At 49.8% G+C, this 21,860-nt stretch carries 15 protein-coding genes; 12 read left to right on the top strand and 3 right to left on the bottom strand.

Translation table 11 applies throughout. From position 1 onward, the window contains the following. Nucleotides 1–1,069: 1,069 nt before the first annotated feature. The 3 genes from tilS to J4864_RS06950 form a co-directional block, all read right to left on the bottom strand. Complete coding sequence (gene tilS, locus J4864_RS06960; protein WP_211815083.1) at nt 1,070–2,440, bottom strand: tRNA lysidine(34) synthetase TilS; 1,371 nt, start codon at nt 2,438–2,440, stop codon at nt 1,070–1,072. Next, nucleotides 2,430–3,632, bottom strand: a complete 1,203-nt coding sequence (locus tag J4864_RS06955; protein WP_211815082.1) for a class I SAM-dependent rRNA methyltransferase — start codon at nt 3,630–3,632, stop codon at nt 2,430–2,432. Before J4864_RS06955 ends, tilS begins: the two co-directional genes overlap by 11 nt. Nucleotides 3,633–3,761: 129 nt before the next feature. Continuing rightward, nucleotides 3,762–4,436, bottom strand: a complete 675-nt coding sequence (locus tag J4864_RS06950; protein ID WP_211815081.1) for a 3'-5' exonuclease — start codon at nt 4,434–4,436, stop codon at nt 3,762–3,764. Nucleotides 4,437–4,541: 105 nt separating this feature from the next. Here J4864_RS06950 and J4864_RS06945 point away from each other — a divergent pair, with 105 nt between their 5' ends. The 12 genes from J4864_RS06945 (at nt 4,542) to csx2 (J4864_RS06890) (ending at nt 21,827) form a co-directional block, all read left to right on the top strand. Further along, nucleotides 4,542–7,004, top strand: coding sequence for an FtsK/SpoIIIE family DNA translocase (locus tag J4864_RS06945; protein WP_211815080.1), 2,463 nt, complete (start codon nt 4,542–4,544; stop codon nt 7,002–7,004). Between the two features lie 98 nt (nt 7,005–7,102). Then, on the top strand, nt 7,103–7,717 hold the full coding sequence (locus tag J4864_RS06940) for an outer membrane lipoprotein periplasmic chaperone LolA1 (protein ID WP_211815079.1): 615 nt from the start codon (nt 7,103–7,105) through the stop codon (nt 7,715–7,717). Beyond that, entirely contained in the window at nt 7,718–9,220 is a 1,503-nt protein-coding gene (locus J4864_RS06935; RefSeq protein WP_211815078.1) for a DUF5687 family protein, read from the top strand. It abuts the gene before it with no gap. Nucleotides 9,221–10,518: 1,298 nt separating this feature from the next. Continuing rightward, the gene (locus J4864_RS06930; protein ID WP_211815077.1) at nt 10,519–11,199 is read left to right on the top strand and encodes a CRISPR-associated endonuclease Cas6; all 681 of its coding nucleotides are present in this window, start codon (nt 10,519–10,521) and stop codon (nt 11,197–11,199) included. A gap of 3 nt (nt 11,200–11,202) precedes the next feature. Further along, nucleotides 11,203–12,678 (top strand): Cas10/Cmr2 second palm domain-containing protein, encoded by a 1,476-nt coding sequence (locus J4864_RS06925; RefSeq protein WP_211815076.1) that lies wholly within the window; start codon nt 11,203–11,205, stop codon nt 12,676–12,678. Beyond that, on the top strand, nt 12,675–13,223 hold the full coding sequence (locus J4864_RS06920; protein WP_211815075.1) for an RAMP superfamily CRISPR-associated protein: 549 nt from the start codon (nt 12,675–12,677) through the stop codon (nt 13,221–13,223). The genes J4864_RS06925 and J4864_RS06920 overlap by 4 nt, the downstream gene beginning before the upstream one ends. Before the next feature lie 4 nt (nt 13,224–13,227). Continuing rightward, on the top strand, nt 13,228–14,676 hold the full coding sequence (locus J4864_RS06915; RefSeq protein ID WP_211815074.1) for a hypothetical protein: 1,449 nt from the start codon (nt 13,228–13,230) through the stop codon (nt 14,674–14,676). A gap of 14 nt (nt 14,677–14,690) precedes the next feature. Then, entirely contained in the window at nt 14,691–16,088 is a 1,398-nt protein-coding gene (locus J4864_RS06910) for an RAMP superfamily CRISPR-associated protein (protein WP_211815073.1), read from the top strand. Further along, nucleotides 16,069–16,485: a TIGR04423 family type III CRISPR-associated protein gene (locus tag J4864_RS06905; RefSeq protein ID WP_211815072.1), complete on the top strand. Its 417-nt coding sequence runs from the start codon at nt 16,069–16,071 to the stop codon at nt 16,483–16,485. The genes J4864_RS06910 and J4864_RS06905 overlap by 20 nt, the downstream gene beginning before the upstream one ends. A gap of 3 nt (nt 16,486–16,488) precedes the next feature. After that, on the top strand, nt 16,489–18,867 hold the full coding sequence (locus tag J4864_RS06900; RefSeq protein WP_211815071.1) for a TIGR03986 family type III CRISPR-associated RAMP protein: 2,379 nt from the start codon (nt 16,489–16,491) through the stop codon (nt 18,865–18,867). Between the two features lie 6 nt (nt 18,868–18,873). After that, nucleotides 18,874–20,124: a TIGR02221 family CRISPR-associated protein gene (csx2, locus tag J4864_RS06895; RefSeq protein ID WP_211815070.1), complete on the top strand. Its 1,251-nt coding sequence runs from the start codon at nt 18,874–18,876 to the stop codon at nt 20,122–20,124. 8 nt (nt 20,125–20,132) lie between these two features. Then, a complete protein-coding gene (gene csx2 / locus J4864_RS06890) occupies nt 20,133–21,827 on the top strand; it encodes a TIGR02221 family CRISPR-associated protein (protein WP_211815069.1) in 1,695 nt (564 codons plus the stop codon). Nucleotides 21,828–21,860: the final 33 nt, after the last annotated feature.

Genomic DNA, 21,860 nt, shown 5'->3' with positions numbered 1-21,860 from the left:
TTGGAAGATGCACCGTAGGGATAACGCTCCCGTCCGTCTTGAAGGAGAAATCTGTCTTATAGGCAGATGAGGCAAGGCTCCCCTTCTGTTTAATTCCTCGGCATGCACCCGGCCTACAACTTTATTTCCTGACCATCAAACCGATACTACGCCATTGGCAATGCGAGGATGCAGACCCTGTGTTGCTGTCCGGTAGTATTTTCCCTATAGGACAGCCCTCTTTTCGCCTGCCGATCATGGCAGGAACTTCCTTTCTTCTGCCGATATACTGATGTCCGCCACACATCGTGTTGATGCCCGACACGTATTGTGCCGGCAGCGGACACGGGACATGTCGAGGGCATACGATCTTGCCCTCTGTTTCCGGAACGGGAGCGGCATGCAGTAAAAGCCAAAGGCTAACGTCATCAATTGAATAAAGGGGAACTTGCTTCCCTACGGCCAAGAGGCATTACTGATTTATAAGGAAATTCCGCACAGAAATCGATGACATTTACGTTTCAACGGACAGCAACTCAAAAGTTACAGACCGTCCTGTCCCGAAGACCACGGTTTTGAAAAACCATTACATAATTTTAAATAAATCATCTGCGGATATAGGAAACACGTGCCAAAAGCAAGTTTGCAACCAGCAGTAAATCAATTGGTTGTCTATCCGTTTTGAAAAGGTGCTTGATTGGACTCCAAAAGGGCGTTGGTAACACGCTGAAAGAGCACCTGTTGCAGGTCAATCAGGCATCTTTTAGAAGCTGAAAGAGCATGTGTTGCTTTGCGTTGCATGAAAACAGTTTACAAACACTGATGATATAGGAATAAGTTGTTTGTAGAAGGCAGAAAGGCCTGCTGATAAATGGACATCGTTTCAATTAGCCTTTTCTGCATTTCATCTTGTAGTTTATCCTCCTTTGCAAGACTATCTGATTTTGGACAACCGTACCATGGAAGCGCATAATCCTTTATTCTTTTTCCAATCTATGTATTTAACGGAAGAACCGAAGAAACGGCAGATCATACGAATGCCGGGCGGAATCATAAAGGGTTAACCGGAAAGAGACACCGTACAAGAAAGCTAAAGCAGTTCGATATGCAGGATGGAGGTCGTGTGTGACGTGATTTTGAAACGATCACTGATACGCAGCCCGAGAACCCAGAGAATCGTACCCGTGGCATCTGCCAGGATCAGTTGTCCTCGCTTCTCAAAACGGTTACGCTTGAGATTAGTGAGAAAATCGCTTACAAGCTGAGCACCGTCCATTCCGAGCGGGACAAAGCGGTCGCCTTCGGCTGCACGGCGGAGGGTCAAAGGAAAGCGGATGGAAGAGGCATCAAGGTCGATAATGGTCTGACTGCGTGAGAAAGAAGGACTTTGGGAAGGAAGCAGACGCTTTCGTGTCAATCGTACGGAAAGGCCGTCATCATAGACATAGCGTCCTGGTTCAGGCATGACAAGCGTATGTTTCCTTTCTTTCTCCACCGGCATGACGAAAAAAACGTCACGGTCATGTGTGAGCTCGTGTGTGGAAGACGTCCAGACCTGTCCTGTCTGTCCTTCAAGATGCCCGGCCGTCTCTTCAATCTGAGAGGGGGTAAAACCGAGAGGTCTCAATACATGAAAAAGGAGATGAGAGGGAGCGGGAAATTGGCGAATGACCTTCAGATTAAGTTTAAAGGCATGATCCGTTGAGGGAATATCCTCTTCTCCAATAGTTGAATCGACAGGGATAATCGCCTCTCTCAAAGTATTTTGAAGCACATTCTGTACTATTCTGTCTACATTAGAAAGGTGTTCTGCCGTATGGAGGATGGCCTCATTGACAGATGGGTTTATCTCAGCCAGCCTCGGGAGAATGGTCAGTCGTATCTTGTTACGTACCACATCGGCAACAAGATTCGTACTGTCCGTTACGAATGGTTCATTCCGTGCATGGAGATATGCCTCGATTTCATGGCGTGACACGCAGAGCAGCGGACGGACAATACCGTCTTTCTTCGGCCGAATCCCCATCAGCCCCTTGAGCCCCGTTCCACGGACAAGATTCATGAGGATCGTCTCTACAGAATCTTCTTCGTGGTGTCCCACACAGACGGCATCCGCTCCCAACGTCTCTTTCAACTGAAAGAAATAATGATAACGCAGGTCGCGTGCCGCCATCTCAATGCTCACCTTATGCAAAGCGGCATAAGACCGTGTGTCAAAATGCACCTTGTGAAGCGGAATGTTCTCCCGCCGGCAAAGTTCCTGACAGAACCGTTCATCATGCAGACTTTCCTCCCCACGCAGTTGGAAGTTGCAATGTACAGCTTCAACACGATAGCCTAACTCCTTCAGGGTCAACAGCAGGGCGACACTGTCTGCACCGCCGGACAGGGCGACTAAGTATAGAGCCTCCGCATGCAGTAGATGTTCGTTAGCTATGAAACGTCTGACTTTATTCAACATAGAGAACCAGTCCCTTCAAATATTCACCTTCAGGGTGATAGATGTTGATGGGGTGATCGGCAGGCTGATGGAGCTGATGCAGGATGCGCACCTTACGCCCGGCCTGTGCAGCTGCCGTGAATACTGCCTGCCGGAAGTTGTCCTTTGTAACGACCTGAGAGCAGCTGAAAGTAAAGAGAATCCCCCCCGGTTTGATCTTCTCAAATCCCTTGACATTTAACCGGGTGTACCCGCGCAGACCGTTCTTCAGAGCTTTCCGATGTTTTGCAAAAGCCGGAGGATCAAGGACGATCAGGTCGTACTTCCCTTCATGTTCGTCAAGATACTTGAAGGCATCTTCACAGTAGGCTTCATGACGCAGATCGCCCGGAAAATTCAAGTCTACATTCTTTGTGGTCAGTTCTATCGCCTTGGCCGAACTGTCCACGGAGTGTACGAGTTCCGCACCGCCCCGCATGGCGTAAACAGAAAAGCCACCTGTATAACAGAACATATTGAGCACACTGCGCCCCTTGGCATAGCGTTCCAGCAGCGAACGGTTCTCGCGCTGATCGATGAAGAAGCCGGTCTTCTGTCCTTTCAACCAGTCGATATGGAACTTCAATCCGTTCTCAACCGCAATATCATGATCCGTCTCACCGTAGATAAAACCATTCTCCTGTCCGAGATCGGCTTTGAAAGGCAGGGTTGTTTCACTCTTGTAAAAAATGCTGTCCAGCCTGTTTCCCATCACGTCCACAAGGGCCTTTGCTATCACAGACCGGCATACATGTATGCCGACAGAATGTGCCTGCATGACCGCTGTTCTGCCATAAATGTCGATGACCAGGCCTGGCAGATTGTCACCTTCCCCATGAACAAGCCGGTAGGTCGTGTTGACAAACGAGGAGTCGGCATCTCCTTCTTCGCAGACGACACCGATGGCTTCCCGCATACGCAAGGCCGCTTCCAGACGGCTCTCCCAGAAGGTATTGTCAATCTCTACGTCACGGAAAGAAAGGACACGGACGGCGATGGAACCGATTTGGAAGTGTCCGACGGCAATGAATCTTCCGTCATGTGTCAGCACCCGGACAGTATCACCTTCTTCAAGTCCTTCATCGATTCCATCGACAGCACCTGAGAATATCCAGGGGTGGAAACGGAGCAGGCTGTCCTCCTTGCCTTTTTTCAGATATATTTGCTTATACATAAAGTTTCAATTTCACTATTATTCCCGTTTCATCGGTCTGTCAGTCCTTGGACCCTACCGGACCCAAGCGATTTCCCTGCTACACGTCACGGGAAATCAATCGCCGTGGGACAGTCCGGTTCTGAAATGTCAGATTGCAGCACTCTCCACGTTTTCCTTGTGCCCGGCAGGAACCGGTTGTTCTTTCGGAGGCACTACAATCAGTTCGTAATCACCAGTATGTTTCAATTCATGCAGCCGTTCATAGAGATTGATACACGTCCACGCATCCGTTGAGGCATAGAGTTTCTGCTTGTCACTGAGAATCTGATTCTCCCAGTTCGACAGTTGCTCACGTTTCGTGATGCGCTCATGGAAAACGTTGGCATAGAGCTTTTGCAAACTCATGTCCTCGATGCCCAGCGACTTCACGTAGTCCTGCAGATCGATGAAATAGCCCGGTTTGAAAGCTGAACGCTGGTGCAGCATCAGCATGTCATCGCCCAAGGAAAGCCCTACTTTCGGTACGGTCGTATCTTCAAGAAAACGTTTAATGCAGTCAGGCATACCCAACAGGTTCAGTCGGAACAGGAAACACACCTCCTTGTCGCAGGCCTGCAAGAGCGCGACTTTGTGGTGCTGCCCTTTTCTGAAGGTGGGACGTGTTTCGGTATCAATGCCGATGATGTCACGTGAAAGCAGATAATTGACGGCCTTCTCCGCCTCTGCCTCATTCAGGACAACGACGATTCTCCCCGGAAAAGTAACTCTCGGCAGCTGCGAGATTCTGCTTTTGTCGAATTTGTTATATAATACCCTATTCATTTCAGAATGTATACTGACCTGCAAAATTAAGAAAAAAAGTCTGAAATCCTGTACTTATGTGGCATGAATTTATTACTTTTGCAAGGATAAAACGAAGATGAACCAATGGCAAAGAAGAAAACGGAACGCAAAAGCAAGACATTTACAGAGGCAATCGGGCTCAACAATATCATTAACGACAAGACGGGATTTGTAGCCGGTCTCATCCTCCTTGGTGTTGCGCTCTTCATCTGCGTGGCCTTCTTCAGCTATTTCAACACCGGTGCCGCCGACCAGAGTTTAGTAACCGACCTGCGTCCCGGTGAGGTCGAAAACACCGGCAGGGTCTTCCAGAATGCGTGCGGATCGCTCGGCGCTCTGCTCTCATACGGTCTCATCTCACGCTGTTTCGGCATTCCGGCCTTCATCATCCCGGCCTTCATCACCCTCTGCGGTCTCCGCATGATGGGGGCTTACAAGAAGCTGAACCTGATGAAATGGTTCATGGGAATGGCATTGGTAATGATATGGTCCTCGATTACATTTGCCAAACTGCTCACCCCGCTGATGGGTGACCAGGTCTTCAATCCCGGCGGAGATCACGGTGTCTTCTGTATGCAGTATATAGAGAATCTTGTCGGGACGACAGGACTGATGGCAATACTGGTCATCGTCATGCTGGCTTACCTGACCTATCTTACTTCGGAGACCATCACGGTCGTACGCAAAATGATGAACCCGGTCGGCTACATACGCGACAAGGTCAAATTCACCGTAGTCCATCATGACAACAAAGCCGCTGCGGACGGACTGTATGCAGATGAGGCGGTTGCAGACAACGTATCCGACAACCTGACGGCACCGGTAGACCCCGAACTTGCCCAGCCCATAGACCTGTCCACAAGGCCAGCTGCCGTACAGCGCGAATGCGACTCCCTCTATGCTCCTGACGACCATGATGCGTTGGAGCATACAGCCGGTCAGGAGACACCCGGCCTGGAAGTGGAAAAAGTCCCTGACACCGAACAGGCACATGGCAGGACCGTGGCAAACAGCAATCTGCCACTGACACCGATCAATCCCCGTGAACCATTCACAAACTGGAAGTTTCCGACACTCGATCTGCTGAAAGAGTACGATTCCGACTCCAAGACGAGCTATGTAAGCCACGAGGAACTGGAAGCGAACAAGGACCGCATCATCAAGGTACTGAACGACTTCGGGGTACAGATCCGCAGCATACGGGCTACCGTCGGGCCTACCATCACCCTCTATGAAATCACTCCGGCACAAGGCATCCGCATCTCCAAGATCAAGAACCTCGAAGATGACATTGCACTGAGTCTGGCGGCGATAGGCATCCGTATCATCGCTCCGATGCCGGGCAAGGGAACGATCGGCATAGAGGTGCCGAACGCCAAGCCGAACATCGTATCCATGTACTCCATCCTCAATTCCCGCAAGTTCCAGGAATCGACGATGGAACTGCCGATAGCATTGGGCAAGACCATCACCAACGAGGTCTATATGGTAGACCTTGCCAAGATTCCCCACCTGCTTGTTGCCGGTGCCACAGGTCAGGGTAAGTCCGTCGGACTGAATGCCATCATCACCTCCCTGCTCTACAAGAAACATCCCAACGAGCTGAAAATTGTACTTGTCGATCCGAAGAAAGTTGAGTTCAGTGTCTATTCACCGATAGCCAAACCGTTCATGGCGGCCGTCGAAGAGAACGAGGAAGAACCGATTATCACTGATGTGCAGAAAGTCGTGAAGACACTGAAAGGCCTGTGCGTGCTCATGGATGAGCGTTACGACAGGCTGAAAGCAGCCCGCGTGAGAAACATAAAGGAATACAACCAGAAGTTCCTCAGCCACAGGCTGAATCCCGAGGACGGACACGAGTTCATGCCCTATATCGTCGTCATCATCGACGAGTTCGGCGACCTGATACTTACTGCCGGAAAGGAAGTGGAGATGCCCATCACCCGTATAGCCCAGCTGGCACGTGCCGTCGGCATCCACATGATCATTGCGACACAGCGACCGACCACCAGCATCATCACCGGCAACATCAAGGCGAACTTCCCGGGCCGTATCGCCTTCCGTGTCGGTGCCATGATGGATTCCCGCATCATCCTCGACCGTCCGGGGGCGCAGCAGCTTGTCGGACGCGGTGACATGCTCTATCTCAACGGTGCCGATCCTGTGCGCGTGCAGTGTGCCTTTGTGGATACTCCCGAGGTGGAGAAGATAACGAAATTCATCGCCAACCAGCTGGGGCCGGTACATCCTTTGGAGATTCCGGAACCGCTTTCAGAAGATGAGGTGAGCGGAGGCGGTTCACTGGATACGCACAGTCTCGACCCGTTGTTCGAAGAGGCCGCACGTGCCATTGTCATCAGCCAGCAGGGTTCGACGAGTATGATCCAACGCCGCCTGTCCATCGGCTACAACCGTGCCGGCCGGCTGATGGACCAGATGGAGAAAGCCGGCATCGTAGGAGCTGCCAAAGGCTCGAAGCCGCGTGAGGTACTGATCGGGGATGAGGTAAGCCTCGACAACATGCTCGCTTCTCTGCACGGATGAGGTGTTACAGGCGGTCGACAAACGGATGGAGAACACCGTTCATCCGTCCCCTTGCTGACCAGAACGGTAAAGAACAAAACAGCGTAAACATCATAACGATGAAACAGATCAAGTATTTCTTATTACTGTCCGTCCTCTTTGCGGCAAACAGTGTTCTCGCACAGAACTCCAGCCAGGCCAAGGCCTGTCTGGACAAAGCCACGGCCATCGTATCCAGCCGGGGAGGCATTACCGCCCGCTTTGCACTGTCCAGACCCGGAGCCGTAGGAAGAACTTCGGGCACAATATCCGTAAAAGGCACGAAGTTCGTAGCCTCCACCCCGCAGATGACCATCTGGTTCAACGGGAAAACCCAGTGGTCGTACATGAGGTCTACCAATGAAGTGAACATCTCCACGCCCACCGAGGCGCAGCGGTTCTCGATGAATCCTTACACCTTGCTGACGATGTACCGGCAGGGGTACAGCCTCTCGATGACAGACAAAGGCAACGCCTACGTGGTACACATGAAGGCGCTTGATGCCAGACGGAGCGTGTCCGAGGTTTATGTGACGGTAAGCAGGAACTACCAGTTACAGGGTGTCAGGATGAAGCAAAACGGTAAATGGACTACCATCACCGTGACGGGCATCCAGCGCAGGAATCTCTCCGATGCCATCTTTACTTTCAACAGGAAAAGCTATCCGTCTGCTGAAATCATAGACTTACGGTAAATGACTTATTGGGAAGCACTTTACACCCTACATACGCACTTCTGCCTCTCGGACAGGAGGAATCCTAAATGGCAAGCCAACAACGCAGGAAGGTTTCTTTACTACGTGTTGGCTGTTTTTGTTTGTGTATACATGGGCTGGGCAGGGGCAGAAATGGCGGATCTCGTCGCCAGCTCGGACATCGGCGGCTACCGATTCATCTATGCGCTGCTCCCTCTCCTGCTCCTCTTCGATTACTTCTTTCGCTATGCGTCCGACAACCGCAGGCTGATGCAGGTGCGCCCCTACCTCCTGCTGCCGCTGCCGGGAAACATCTACGCAGATTATCTGGTTGTCCGCCAGCTGACAGATTTCAAGAACACTTTTTTCCTGTTTCTCTGTATTCCTTTCGGCCTTAAAACCGTCGTCCCGGAATCGGGCTTAGGAGCCATGGCCGGTTATACGGTCGGCCTGTATCTGCTGCTGCTTGTCAACGGACAGTTCTTCCAAATCACACAAGTGCTCATTGCACACAGAATCTATTACTGGCTGCTTCCGACGGCCGTCTACCTGTCTGCCGCAGCGACCATCTTCTTCTTCCCCACCCCTCGTTCCTATGTCGATTCCTTCGGTTTCATCGGGAATGCCCTGATGACCTGGAACCTATGGGTCTATACGGCTCTGTTCTCCCTGCTGTTCCTGCTGTCCGACCTGAACAGGCGTGTTCTTCAATGGCAGATCCGTCACGAACAATACCTCACCCCGGCAGCTGTCTATAGGAAAGAAGCCCCCCTGCCGCTCACTTTCTTCGAACGGTTCCATCTTCTGGGAGAATACTTCAAGCTCGAGACACGGAGCATTCTCCGAAACAAACGGTTACGATACATCTTTATCGCCGATACGGCATTCATCATCCTTTACGCACTGAGCACATGCTTCGGAATCGGGGTGGGAAACGGAGAGAACCATTTTTTCCTTTTTTACTGTTTCACCATCTATGGCATTGCTTTCCTCACAAGAATCATGAGTGTTGAAGGCAACTACTTTGAGTGCCTGCTCATGCAGCGAAACAGCCTGTACACCCTGCTGCTTGCGAAATATTACTTTTATGCCGCCTTGCTGCTGCTGCCGGTTCTCCTGCTGCTGCCTGCCGCGATCCTTGGCACGATAAGTCCGTGGACAATCATTGCTTATGCGCTGTACACAGCCGGAGTCTGCTACCGCATCCTCTTTCAGATGGCTGTATATAATAAGGTGGCACAGCCCCTGAACACCGTTCATACCGGGAAACGTTCCGGAACACCTTACCTTCTGTCAGTCGTGCCTTTCTTGGTTCTTTTCAGTCCGTTTCCCGTCATCGCCTTGGGCAGCTGGTGGCTTGGCCGTCCCCTGCTTACGCATACGGTTCTCTCCCTTCTCGGCTGCAGCTTCATCTTTACCCACCGCCGATGGATAGGCAGAATCTGCGGGAAAATGAAAGAAAGACAATACGAACAGATAGAAGGCTTCCGGATAAGCAGATAAACACGTCCGGAAAAGTCTAACCGACATGAGCTTCCCGGAAACCTGAAAAAGCAGATTCCATCGACCGGCTTTCAAAAGCGCAGTGACAATGCGGCCGGAAGACACACTAAAACAGACATCTTGGAGCCACGTCAAAAGCTCTTTGCTAAGCGGTGACGAAACAAGCGACTCATTGACAGTCTACAACGCTTCCTCCGTGTAAACAAGGTCGGCGGAGGTCTCGTGTTACGGCATGCTGCTTTCTTTTTTTATAGAATGACATCCGTCCGATTTCCTTTCTACGCTGAAACAGACCATCTGCCTTCTTATCATCAGCCTGTTACCCAACCCTCTTCCACCGCCGGGTAATGAATGAAACATTCGCCGGATGTAGACACGTGCCGGCTTTTTCAACAATCCGGGAAAAGCACTCTGGTAAATGAGCCTGTGCGGTGAAATATCTTTACACTACAAGCTGGGAAGCGATTTTAATCCTCAACAAATATCCTAAAAATCCTCATACACAACCGACACACAGTCAACCGGTTGCAGAACAGTAAGCTAATCAATGCTTGGTTGCGCTCCAACTAACGCCCTTTAAACCTCCAATCAAGCCTTGGTTGCACCCCTGTCAAGCCTTGGTTGCAACGTTGTCAGGCACCTGTAAAATCCTGCATGACTTTATTATTACAATCAGAGTCTCTGCTCTTCCTGCTGTCATCACAAATTATCACTGGCAGAATAAACCTGTTACCCAACTGTTGACATGCAGCGAAGCACTTGCCGACGTCTCTTTGCCGAGTCTTCAGGAATTTGGCGTGATGAAGTTTGTCCCATAAGTTGATGACTTTGATGAAATATCACACAGAGGCGGTGAGTAGAGGTAAAACACTATAACGGAGGCGTGGAGCGGAGGGTTATCTGAGAGTTTTACCAGAGCATTTATCTGTGAGAATGGTGAAAGACGTTTATCCCGAAAATAGAAGAGACCCGTACGTTACTTCTCTTTCGCCCTTTTGTGCCATCGGCAATTCCTTGGTGTTTAGAGTGTTCTCCGATTCTCTGCGTGACTTATTATGTAGTAGGCTTACTCCATCACTCCATATTTCGGAAGTGCCTCTTTTCTCCTCTCTCCCCGTTTCTCTCCTTGTTTCAGAAAAATTCCAGTTGTTTTTTATGATATTGATTGTACTATTGATGGATTTTTCATATATTTGTGGCCAAAGACCTAAACATTCCGGCCCGTCCCTGGTTCTCTTCCGCAAAAATTCACAAGAGTCACACCATATGCGCCACGTACCTGCAAAAAACGGAAAATTATGACCCAGATAAAAACACTGATCCTGTTATTTGACACACCACTGCGTCGTGCAGACCTTCCACTGTTCCGCGGCGCTGTTATTGCCGCAATCCCCTCAGGTAACCTTCTGTTCCACAACCATGATGGTAAGACACTGCGTTACGCCTATCCATTGATACAATACAAACGGATCAAAGGGAAAGCAGCCATTGTCTGTATAGGTGAAGGGATAAGGGCTATGGAGGAACTATTCGTTCATGCTGATTTCAACATCTGCATAGGAAAGCATCCAGTAGTGCTGAAGATAGAAGACATCAGGGTGGAAGAGACGGATCTGAAGCCATCACCCCTCCCCCTCTCCTACCATATCAAGGACTGGATTGCATTGAATGAAGTAAATTACAGACACTTCCAATCCACAGAGAGTCTGGTGGAGAGAACACACCTGCTGGAGAAGATACTGACGGGCAACATTCTTTCCCTGCTGAAAGGATTGGGAATCTTCATCAATTTCCGACTGCAGGTAGTCATAACAGACTATACCATTGGCAGGCCCGTCGAATACAAGCATCTGAATATGGTCAGCATCGACCTTGATTTTTCCGTCAATCTGTCGCTGCCCGATTACATTGGAATTGGGAAACACAGCAGTCTGGGAGCCGGATTACTGACAAGAAAGAAAAGCAACAATAATCTATAGCGTATGGCAAAATATTTATATGGAGCATCCGTACAGGGTATCCAACGCTTCATCTTTCAGACAAATGAGCTGAAAGATATCGTCGGAGCAAGTGAACTGGTAGAATTTATCTGCACAGACCTCTTCAAGGAAATGGTAGGAAAAGGATGGGCGGAAAGCAACCAGATTATATCAGCAGCGGGAAATGTGAAGTACGTCTTCGAGACAGAAACCGAATGCAGGGAAGTGGTGCGTACGTTCCCGAGAAAGGTGATGACCGAGGCACCTGGAGTGACCATCAGCCAGGCTGCTGTGGAACTTGGCGATGATTTCACACAGGCTGTGAACGAACTTGAAGGCAAGCTGCGCAGTCAGCGGAACAGGCCTGGCATGAGCGTGACGACAGGGAGACTCGGACTGAAACGGTCGCCACAGACAGGCCTTCCCATCACAAGCGTTGACAACAACGAACACCTTGATGCCTCTACCTGTGCGAAAAGAAAGCGCAACAATACGCCATTTCTCTGCCAGAAGAGCTTCGGAAAGGCCGTGAAATTACAGGCAGGCACTTCCATTCCTTTTGAAATATCCAAGATGACAGGGAAGAACGACTGGATAGCCATCGTCCATGCCGACGGCAACGGTCTGGGACAGGTCGTACAGAAAATCGGACATCAGATAGACGATTTCAAACGGTTCTCCCATGCACTGGACCGTGCGACCATCGCAGCTGCCAACGACGCTTTCAGGAAGATAAGCCCGGAAGGAGGCTGGAAGGGAACCATACCCGTCCGACCGATCGTACTGGGCGGAGACGACATGACCGCCATCATCCGCGGGGACCTCGCAATAGAATATGTTGCGGAATTCATGAGACAGTTCGAGAAAAACACCGGTGAAGGCGAACTGCGGCGCATTCTGGAGAAAGCCGGCATGGACCGGCTGACAGCCTGTGCCGGCGTGGCTTTTACAAAATCGGCTTATCCTTTCTACTATGGCTATACCCTGGCCGAACAGCTCTGTACCAGGGCTAAGAAGCGGGCAAAAGAAAACAATGCCGCCACGGCTCCCTCCTGCCTGATGTTCCACAAGGTGCAGGACTCATTCATCATGAACTATGATGAAATAGAAAAGCGTGAGCTGACGACTGCCGAAGGCAACTCATTCTGCTACGGCCCCTATTTTCTCAACAAAGGACAGGAACCTGCAGCCCACTACAGTATAGACGAACTGGAAAGTCTGAGCAGAATGCTGGACGACGAACAGACAGACGGCATAAAAACCGGTATCAGACAGTGGCTGACGCTCATGCACGAAAACGGTGGGAAGGCTGCCCAAAGATTGAAACGACTGCTGACGATGAATGAAAGCCAGCGGCTGTTGATTGAAAAACTCACAGACGGAAGACCGTTGGAAAAGGACGGGAAAGTGTACCCGGCATACGATGTGCTGGCACTCCATACGATTATAAACCAACAGACAAAGGAGGAAAGACAATGACAGACGTAAGATACAAGATAACATTTTTTTCCAGCTGGCACTGTGGATCGGGACTTGCCGCAGGTGCCGATACCGACGAACTGGTCATCAAGGACCGAGACGGTCTGCCCTATGTGCCAGGACGCACCGTAAAGGGACTGCTCCGTGAGGCAGCTGCCATGCTCGACCAGTTCATGGATGTTCCGGAGGAGAGTGTTCACCGGCTTTTCGGACAGGCAGGTAGCGCAGACGGCCTCGAGTTCAGGAGTGTATCGTTCACCAATGCGACACTCGACAAAGGAGAACGGGATGCCATCATCAGCCAGAAGCTCACGCCACATCTCTACCGGTCGGTGGCTTCGACAGCCATCGGGGCGGACGGTATTGCAAAAGACCATTCGCTCCGGAAGGTGGAGACTACGCTGCCCTGCTGTGTCTACGGCACGGTAATGAATGTCGACGAGCGAGATGTGGAGGTACTGACCCATGCCTTCAGATGGATCAAGCGGATGGGGCTGGGACGCAACCGCGGCTACGGACGTTGTGAGATAACAAAAGAAGATTAAGACTATGGAAAAGATACAATTCAGATGCGAGCTGCTTTCAGACATTGTCCTGAACGCCTCGTCGGCAACAGAAGGGAAAAGAAGAAGTCTGGACTTCATTCCGGGAAACAACTTTCTGGGGATTGTGGCATCGCAATTATATAAGGAGACGGATGAAGCAGCATGGCTCATCTTCCACAGCGGACACGTCCGCTTCGGCGATGCCCATCCTTCAGCCAACGGAACAAGGGGGCTGCGCATACCCGCCTCACTCTTCTATCCGAAACTGAAAGGCATAGAGGGCGGCTGCTATGTCCGCTACCTCGTAGAGGAGGATGCCGCCAGGAAAATGCAGCTGAGACAATGCCGGGAAGGCTTCTGCACTTTCGGTCCAGAGCATATTGCCACGCAGATTACCGTCGACAAAGACTTTGCCATCAAGTCGGCATACGACAGCGACACACGGAGGCCGATGGACAACCAGATATTCGGCTACGAAGCTCTTTGCAGAGGACTCGTCCTGCTGTTCTCCATTGAGATTGACGAGGAGGCAAAAGCGTATAAAGATGCCATTGTCAAAGCCATCTGCGGACTTCATCATGTGGGACGCTCACGTTCTGCACAGTACGGATGCGTGGAAATAGCAGAGTGTGGTTTTGCAGAAGCCGCCACCCTGCAGACTCCCTTGCACATTGGCAGCCGGCAGTACGTCGCCGTGTATGCAGACAGCCGCCTTGTCTTTTTCGACGGGTATGGAAACAGCACGTTCCGGCCACAGCCTGCCGACCTCGGGATAGAGCATGGAGAGATTGACTGGGGACGGTCTCAGATTCGCACCTTCCAGTATGCGCCGTGGAACTACAAGCGGCAGGCGTTCGATGCTGACCGCTGCGGAATAGAGAAAGGAAGTGTCTTTCTTGTGGAAACAGACTGTACGCCGCCTGCAACAGGCACCGTAGGCTGCTATCAGACAGAAGGGTTCGGACAGGTTGTCTACAACCCGGTTTTCCTGCAGGGCGACAAGGAGGGACACTCCATCTTCCAGTTTGTCAAGCAGGAGAAGCCTGCCTGCGAGAAGAGAGAAAAAGGAGTAGACAGCAGCCTGGTACGATTCCTGCAAAAGAGAAAGGAAGATGCTGAAAAACAGAATATTATCATCACGGAGGTAAACAAGTTTGTAGAAGCGAACAAGAGACTGTTTAAGCAAGATGTGTTCGCCTCGCAATGGGGAAGCATCCGCAGTCTTGCCATGGTCTACGAAGATGAAGAGAAGCTGAAAGAAATCATCGGCAGCAGGAAACAAGACGAGGAGGGAAAAGGCTATATCAACCACGGAACGGCAGCAGAAAAATGGGACCAACGTGGACGAAAGGAAAGGCTCTGGGAATTCTTGGAGAACGAGGAACTCAAGGGACATCTGCAGGAGGCTGTCATCAACCTGGCGTCGGAAATGGCGAAGATTTGTAAACCATAAAACAATGAACCAATATGGAGAATACATATAGATACAGGCAACTGGCAAGAATCATCCTGGAAACAGAAACGCCGCTTGCAATCGGAAGCGGGAACAAGGACATCAAGACCGACTCGGTCGTTGCAAAAGATATAAACGAACTGCCTTACATCCCTGCAACGACCTTGGCAGGACTTATCCGACATTCACTCCCAGAGGAACTACAGGAGTATTGGATGGGATTTCAGAAGAAGAAGGATGGAGAGGGATCGAGAATCATGCTGTCTGAAGGCAAAATATTGTCGGCCGACGGGAATCCTATTGATGGACTGAACTTCGACAACCTTGACGAGGACGCAATCATGCGGCTATGCCGTGAGCTGCCCATCCGCCAGCATGTACGCATCAACCAGCAGGGAACGGCTGTGAAAAACGGTAAGTTCGATGAAGAAATCGTGCCCAAAGGTGTACGTTTCTGTTTCGAGATAGAACTGATGGCAGAAAAAGACAAGCCCGGCATAATGGACACGATACTTTCCATCATCCAATCGGATGGATTCCGTATCGGCAGTGGAAGCCGGAGCGGATTCGGGAAGATAAAAGTTGTCGGCATCCTTCGGAGGGACTTGGATCTCTGTGTACCGGACGAGCTGGCGCTTTACCTTGGGAAGTCCTCGTCACTGGCGAAAGCATGGGAAGGGTACAGGCCGCACACACCATCTGCAGCAATAGATCCTGACTGCATCTTATACACACTGGAACTAAGGCCTGTCGACTTCATGTTTTTCGGCTCCGGTTTCGGCGACGACCGGTCGGACATGACCTTTGTGCGGGAACCGGTCGTCACATCATGGGACAGGGGAGAAGCAACTGTTGAGGAGCTGGAACGAGTGATACTCATCCCGGCCTCCTCCGTCAAAGGCGCACTGGCACACCGCACGGCCTATCATTACAACCGGTTGGAAGGAGTATTTGCAGATAAAAAGACCGCAGAGGAACTTGAAAAGAATACCGGCAAAGAAAACAAAGCCGTAAAGACTTTATTCGGTTCGGAAGGCGACCGCAAAGGAAAGAACAAGCAGCGAGGGAACATTCTTTTCTCTGATGTCATCGAGAAGCAGAAAGCACCCCTTGAAAAGAAAGTGCTCAATCATGTCAAGATAGACCGTTTTACAGGTGGAGCCGTTGACGGAGCACTCTTCTCAGAGGAAGTACTCTATGCACCCGGAAAGATTTTCAACCTTGAATTGATGCTCCGAAAAACGGCTGTAGATGAAAAAGACGGAAAAATCGTCAAGGCTTTTGAAGCGGCTCTGACTGACCTCTGCAGAGGCTATCTGCCGCTGGGAGGCGGCGTGAACCGCGGCAATGGAACATTCAAAGGAAAACTAAATAAAAACGGAGAAACAATCTATGATGGATATAAATATTGATTTCAACCAACCTTACGAGGGTTATCTGTGGATGAGCAACGAGAACCATCCACAGGTATTCCACCCCGAGTCACTGATCGACAGACAGCTGTTCGAAGGCCATAACCCGTTTGTGGCAGAAGGCTATCTGTTCAACCATGAGAAGGGCATTTCCATCAGCATAAAGTATATTGATGGACGATACCGTATTTATATAGACAAGGTGAAGCCATCCGACTTCAACAGCAAGGACACGGACCGCCTGTGCTATCTCACCCAGCGCATGGACCATTCGGATGCCCTGTGGGCTGAGTTCCTCCGTTACTGGACGGAGACTCCCGACCCCGCCTGTCTTGACATGAATGTACAGGAAGTTGAAAAAGAAGTGTTTGTCGGATTCAAAACGAAGGAGGAATAGATTATGACTTACATAAAATCACCATTTAACTTTATCCCCGTCTCTAACAATGTATATTTCCCTGACTGGAGCGGACAAATATCCCACGACATACCCTTTTCAGATGGTATCTGCGGAGTCATTCATCTGGCCATAACGACCCATACGCCGACATTTGTCCGTAACGGACACACAAAGCAGGATGCCGATGACAAGAATGCTGTCTATAAGAGCTTTTCAAATATTGCAGACCGCTATTTCATCCCGGGGACATCCATCAAGGGAGAGGTACGTAATATACTGGAGATATTGAGTTTCTCCAAGTTGGATGTAGACCGAAGAATGCTATTCGCACAGCGAGAGATGGGGAAGAGCGGTCTTTATCCCATCAAATCCACTCCAGATGCGATTCATTGTGGCTGGCTGAGGCGGAAAGGGGAAAACTACGAGATCAGAGACTGTGGAAAGCCCTACCGTATCAGTCATAAGCGTCTTGATGAATACATCGGAAGAAATATTATGGAAAGTTATTTCTCCGAGAAACACAAATTAAACTTGAACGAGAAAATAGCCGGTTACGACCCCAAGACTGCTGCATTCAAATATCATCTCATGAACGAGGCGGGTGTCCCTACTGACAATCTGTCCTTTGAAATTGACAAAGAAAACTGTACGAAGAACAGCTCTCGAAGGGTATTCGTGTCGGAAACAGGAAACATTACAGGAACCATCGTGCTGACAGGGCAACCGGATCGCTGGACAGAACGGGTAAGCAAAGAAGAAAAAGGAACTTCTGAAAAGACTACACCGAAAGGAAAGTATTATGAGTTCGTTTTTGCTGATTATGATGATACAAAGAAGCAAACAGTATATGACCTTTCAAAAGAGACCTTCGAACACTACAAATTTATCTATCAGGGCTCAGACGAGTGGAAACGAATCAAGAAGGCGATTGAGACTTCACAGGGAGTTCCCGTGTTTTTCAGGATTGAGGAGACAGGGATAAAGGATTTCGGCATGGCTTACCTTTACAAGCTGCCCTATGAACGGACACCCTATGAGGCACTTCCTAAAGCACACCGGCAGAATGGAATCGACCTCGCACAATGTATCTTCGGATACACGTCCAAGGATAAGAGCCTGAAAGGGAGAGTGCAGTTCGGCAACGCCTTTTCGGAGGATGCGCAGCCCGATGAAGATGTCACCTTAGTGCTCAACTCGCCCAAGGCCTCCTACTACCCTATTTATATCCGGCAAAATGGGAAAAATGGAATTGTCACAGAATACAGCACTTACAATGATGGGACACCGGCAGGATGGAAGCGTTATTATATCCGTGAACATACATGGCGGAATGCGATGGATCAAGAGAAGATGAACACGGTCATCCATCCTGTCAAAGCCGGTGCTGCTTTCCATAGTCGTATCACATTCCACAACTTACGCCCAGTCGAACTCGGTGCATTGCTTTCTGCGCTTACATACCATGGAACCCCGGACTGTTATCACAGTCTGGGACAGGGGAAACCCTACGGATTCGGCAAGACGAGTTTCCACATCGAACTCGACTGTGACAACAAGAATAATGATCTGGAATACTACATGGCCTGTTTTGAATATGCCATGACAAAAGAACTTACTACCCTTTCTGTCTCCGGGCAGCTTACACCCTGGGGCACGTCAGGACAGGTCGTGACGCTTTTGGCGATGGCTTCCAAGAATGTTCAAGGCAGTTCATTCGAATACATGACAATGGACATGAAAGGGAGCAACGAATTTGTGAAAGCAAAAAATGCACATGAATATCTCCCTCCAGCCCGACAGATTCTGACAGCAAATATCCACCTAAAGTCGTTATACGCACGTGGTGAAGAAATATACAGACCCATGATAGATGCAGAGAATGCTGAGATACGCGAATCCTACAACAGACGCTTTGATAAACTCCTTTCAATGCCTCCGCAAGAGGCTCTCCAGAACTTCCATGAGCTAAAAGAGGAACTTCAAGAGAAATATGAAAAGGAAAAGAATAGGGAACGAAGAGACTTCTACTATGAATTGAAGACGGAATGGACTACCAGACGGACGACACTAGAGGATGCGATTCTAGCCAACAAAGACAGACAGGATTTCCTTACCGGTATTGCCCGCCTCCTCACCTCCCTCACCTCTTATGGTGTTTGGGATGGACGCATGAGGAAATGGAAGAAGTGGTGCGCAGCATACGACAACGGAAGAACCGCACTCACGGAAACAGAACAGAAAACAGGTGCGGCCGCCCTTGCAGAGTTATATGTGAATGCAAAGAAAGCCGACCAGAGGAAATTCAAATGGAAAGAAGCCTCGAAAATCCTGGGGATAGAGATAAATGCCGATAACATAAAAGACTATCTTAAACAATAAGGTTCTATGTCGAAAATACTTATATCATTTCTCGGAACAGGTGCACTGAAACCAGATACAGGCAACAATGCTCCTTCCTGCAGCGAACGTCAATACCGTACCGCCAGGTATCGTTTCAACAACGGTGATATAAAAGAACACACCTTTGTCGCCGCCGCACTTGCCGAGCACAGCAATATCGACAAGATAATACTGATTGGCACAGTCCATTCTATGTGGGAAGAAGTCTACAGATACTTTACCGAAAAGGACGGGAAGCAGCTTGATGAAGACAAGTACTTTGAAATCCTCGAGCACTGCAATAAAGCCGGGCATTCATCCTCTCTGGACATCCCGTACAAAAAACTCATCGAGCGGTCCATCGGAAAGGATGCTCAGATTATCTTGATCAAATACGGCATCACAGATGAAGAAATCCAGGAAAACATCAATACCGTTCTGGCTATTGAAGAAGAACTGAACGAAAGGGACGAACTGGTCGTCGACATAACTCATTCCTTCCGTTCGCTCCCCATCCTGCTGATGAATCTCCTCATTTATCTTCAGACAGTCAGCCGCAAGGACATACGCATATCACACGTCTACTATGGCATGATAGAAGTGTCGAAAGAACTCGGTTATACCCCTGTGACAGAACTCGGCAGCATGCTCGACATCAGCAGATGGATTACGGGAGCCTATGCCTTCGAGAACTATGGCAATGCCTATCAGATTGCCGATCTGATTGAAAGCGAGAACAAAAGCGTCAGCGAACGCCTCCGCCGTTTTTCCAATCTAATGAACCTGAATCACTTAGGATTGCTGCAGAAAGAGGTGAAAAACCTGAAAGCCATCAGGAATACGAAATACCGGTCATTGATACCGGGTCTCATCATCACTCCTATCATCAACACATTCATCGAACAGTTCGGCGACATCAGTTCACATGCCCTCTTCCAGCTCCGGCTGGCAAAATGGCAGTGTGAGCATTGTAACTACACGGCTGCATACATCTCTGTCATTGAGAGTATCATCACTTATGCCTGCGAGATAAACCATAAGCCATGGGAAGACTACGAAACAAGGGAAGAAGCAAAGAAAGCTTTACGGAAGAACACCAGCTCGTGGAAGATTGATGCCGGGCTTACAGACATCTTCCGCAAAGCCAACAGCGTCAGGAACAGTCTTGCCCATTCACTTGAAACAGACAAGAAACCCATGAGGATGATCGACCTGCTCAAAGAGTATCTTAATACCCTGACAACCATCATCAAATAAAAACATTTATGGCACGAAAACTGTTCATATCCGTACTCGGTACAGGATTATACGAAAAAGGAGTCTATACACAAGGCCCGTTCAGATCGTCTGAAACAAGATTCATCCAGCAGGCGACACTCGAACTGATCGGTTGCAAGGAAACCTGGACGGAAAACGACGAGGTCTGCATACTGCTCACCGAAAAGGCACAGGAACTCAATTGGAATGCGACATCACGTAAAAGCCCGCATTCAGATGAAATGATTCCCTACGAGGGGCTAAACACCCTTCTCCAACAGATGGAATTACTGCCGAAAATCCATCCGGTCCCTATACTCAATGGAAAAGACGAAAACGAGATGTGGAAGATATTCCAGACTATCTTCTCTCAAATACAGGAGGGGGACGAACTTTACTTCGATCTCACCCACAGCTTCCGCTATCTTCCCATGCTCGTCCTTGTCCTCGGCAATTATGCGAAGTTTCTGAAGAACGTACACATCGCACATATATCCTATGGAAATTACGAAGCACGGAACGAGGAGGGGTCACCCATCGTCGACCTCCTGCCCCTGACAGTGCTGCAGGACTGGACATTCGCCGCTGCCGACTTCCTGCGCAACGGCCATAGCGAACATCTGGTACACCTCACCACACAGGTCTACGGACCCATCTTAAGTGAGACACAGGGACGGGACGAACAGGCTAAAAACCTGAAGACATTTTCCAAGTCACTGCAGACAATAACCAATAACCTCCAGATGTGTCGTGGACTTTCCATCACACAGGACAACGACATCTCCGGTCTGAGGAAAATAATCAGCGAACTGTCTGAAGACATCATAAGGCCTTTGATACCGGTTGTCGATAAAATAGAACAATCATTTTCAGACTTTGCAGACGAGGCCGACATCACCAACGGATTATGTGCGGCAAAATGGTGCTATGACAATCAGATGTACCAGCAGGCTATCACCATCTTACAGGAGACGATAGTCACCTATATCTGTCAACTTTCAGGACTGTCTATAACCGACAAGAATGCCAGATCCCTTGTCAATGCCGCCTTTCATATTGTCGCAAACAGGAAACAGCAGGCAGAAGACAGCTGGAAACTCCCCCCATTCGGCAAAGAGGACGAAGCACTTAACGAGGTAAGAAAACTTATCAGCCTCCCTCTCGTCGCAGAGCTTTCCAGTAGTTTCATGGTTGCTACCGACATAAGAAATGATTTCAACCATGCGGGCTTCCGTAACAATCCCATGAAGGCAGAGGGAATTATCAGTAAGATCGGAGAAAGAATCGAAAAAGTAAACGGCATTGTCCTTTCCGGGAATTCTCGCCAGACTGCCCGGCCTGTCTTTACATTCCTCAACCTCTCTAACCATCCCCTCTCCACATGGTCATCCGCACAGCTTGCTGCGGCAAAGGAATACGGCGGACTGGAGGAGATGCCTTTCCCGGACATCAGTCCGGAGCTTTCTGCCGGGGATGTGCAGGCAATGGCGACGGACTGTGTCGACGACATCCTGAAGCACTACCCTGCGAGGGGGCTTACGGTACACGTCATGGGTGAGATGACCTTCTGCTATCATGCCGCCCGTCAGCTCAAGGAGGCGGGTGTGTGCTGTGTAGCCTCAACCTCAGAACGAATCGTGGAAGAACTGGACGGCGACCGGAAACTGGCTCAGTTCTCCTTCGTCCGGTTCAGAGAATATTAGAATACGGAAGCCCCCGGTCTGGCGTGAAAACGG

The sequence above is a fragment of the Prevotella multiformis genome (assembly GCF_018127985.1).
GTDB lineage: Bacteria > Bacteroidota > Bacteroidia > Bacteroidales > Bacteroidaceae > Prevotella > Prevotella multiformis.
Note: the sequence above shows the minus strand (reverse complement) of the source record. Positions and strands in the feature narration are given on the sequence as shown.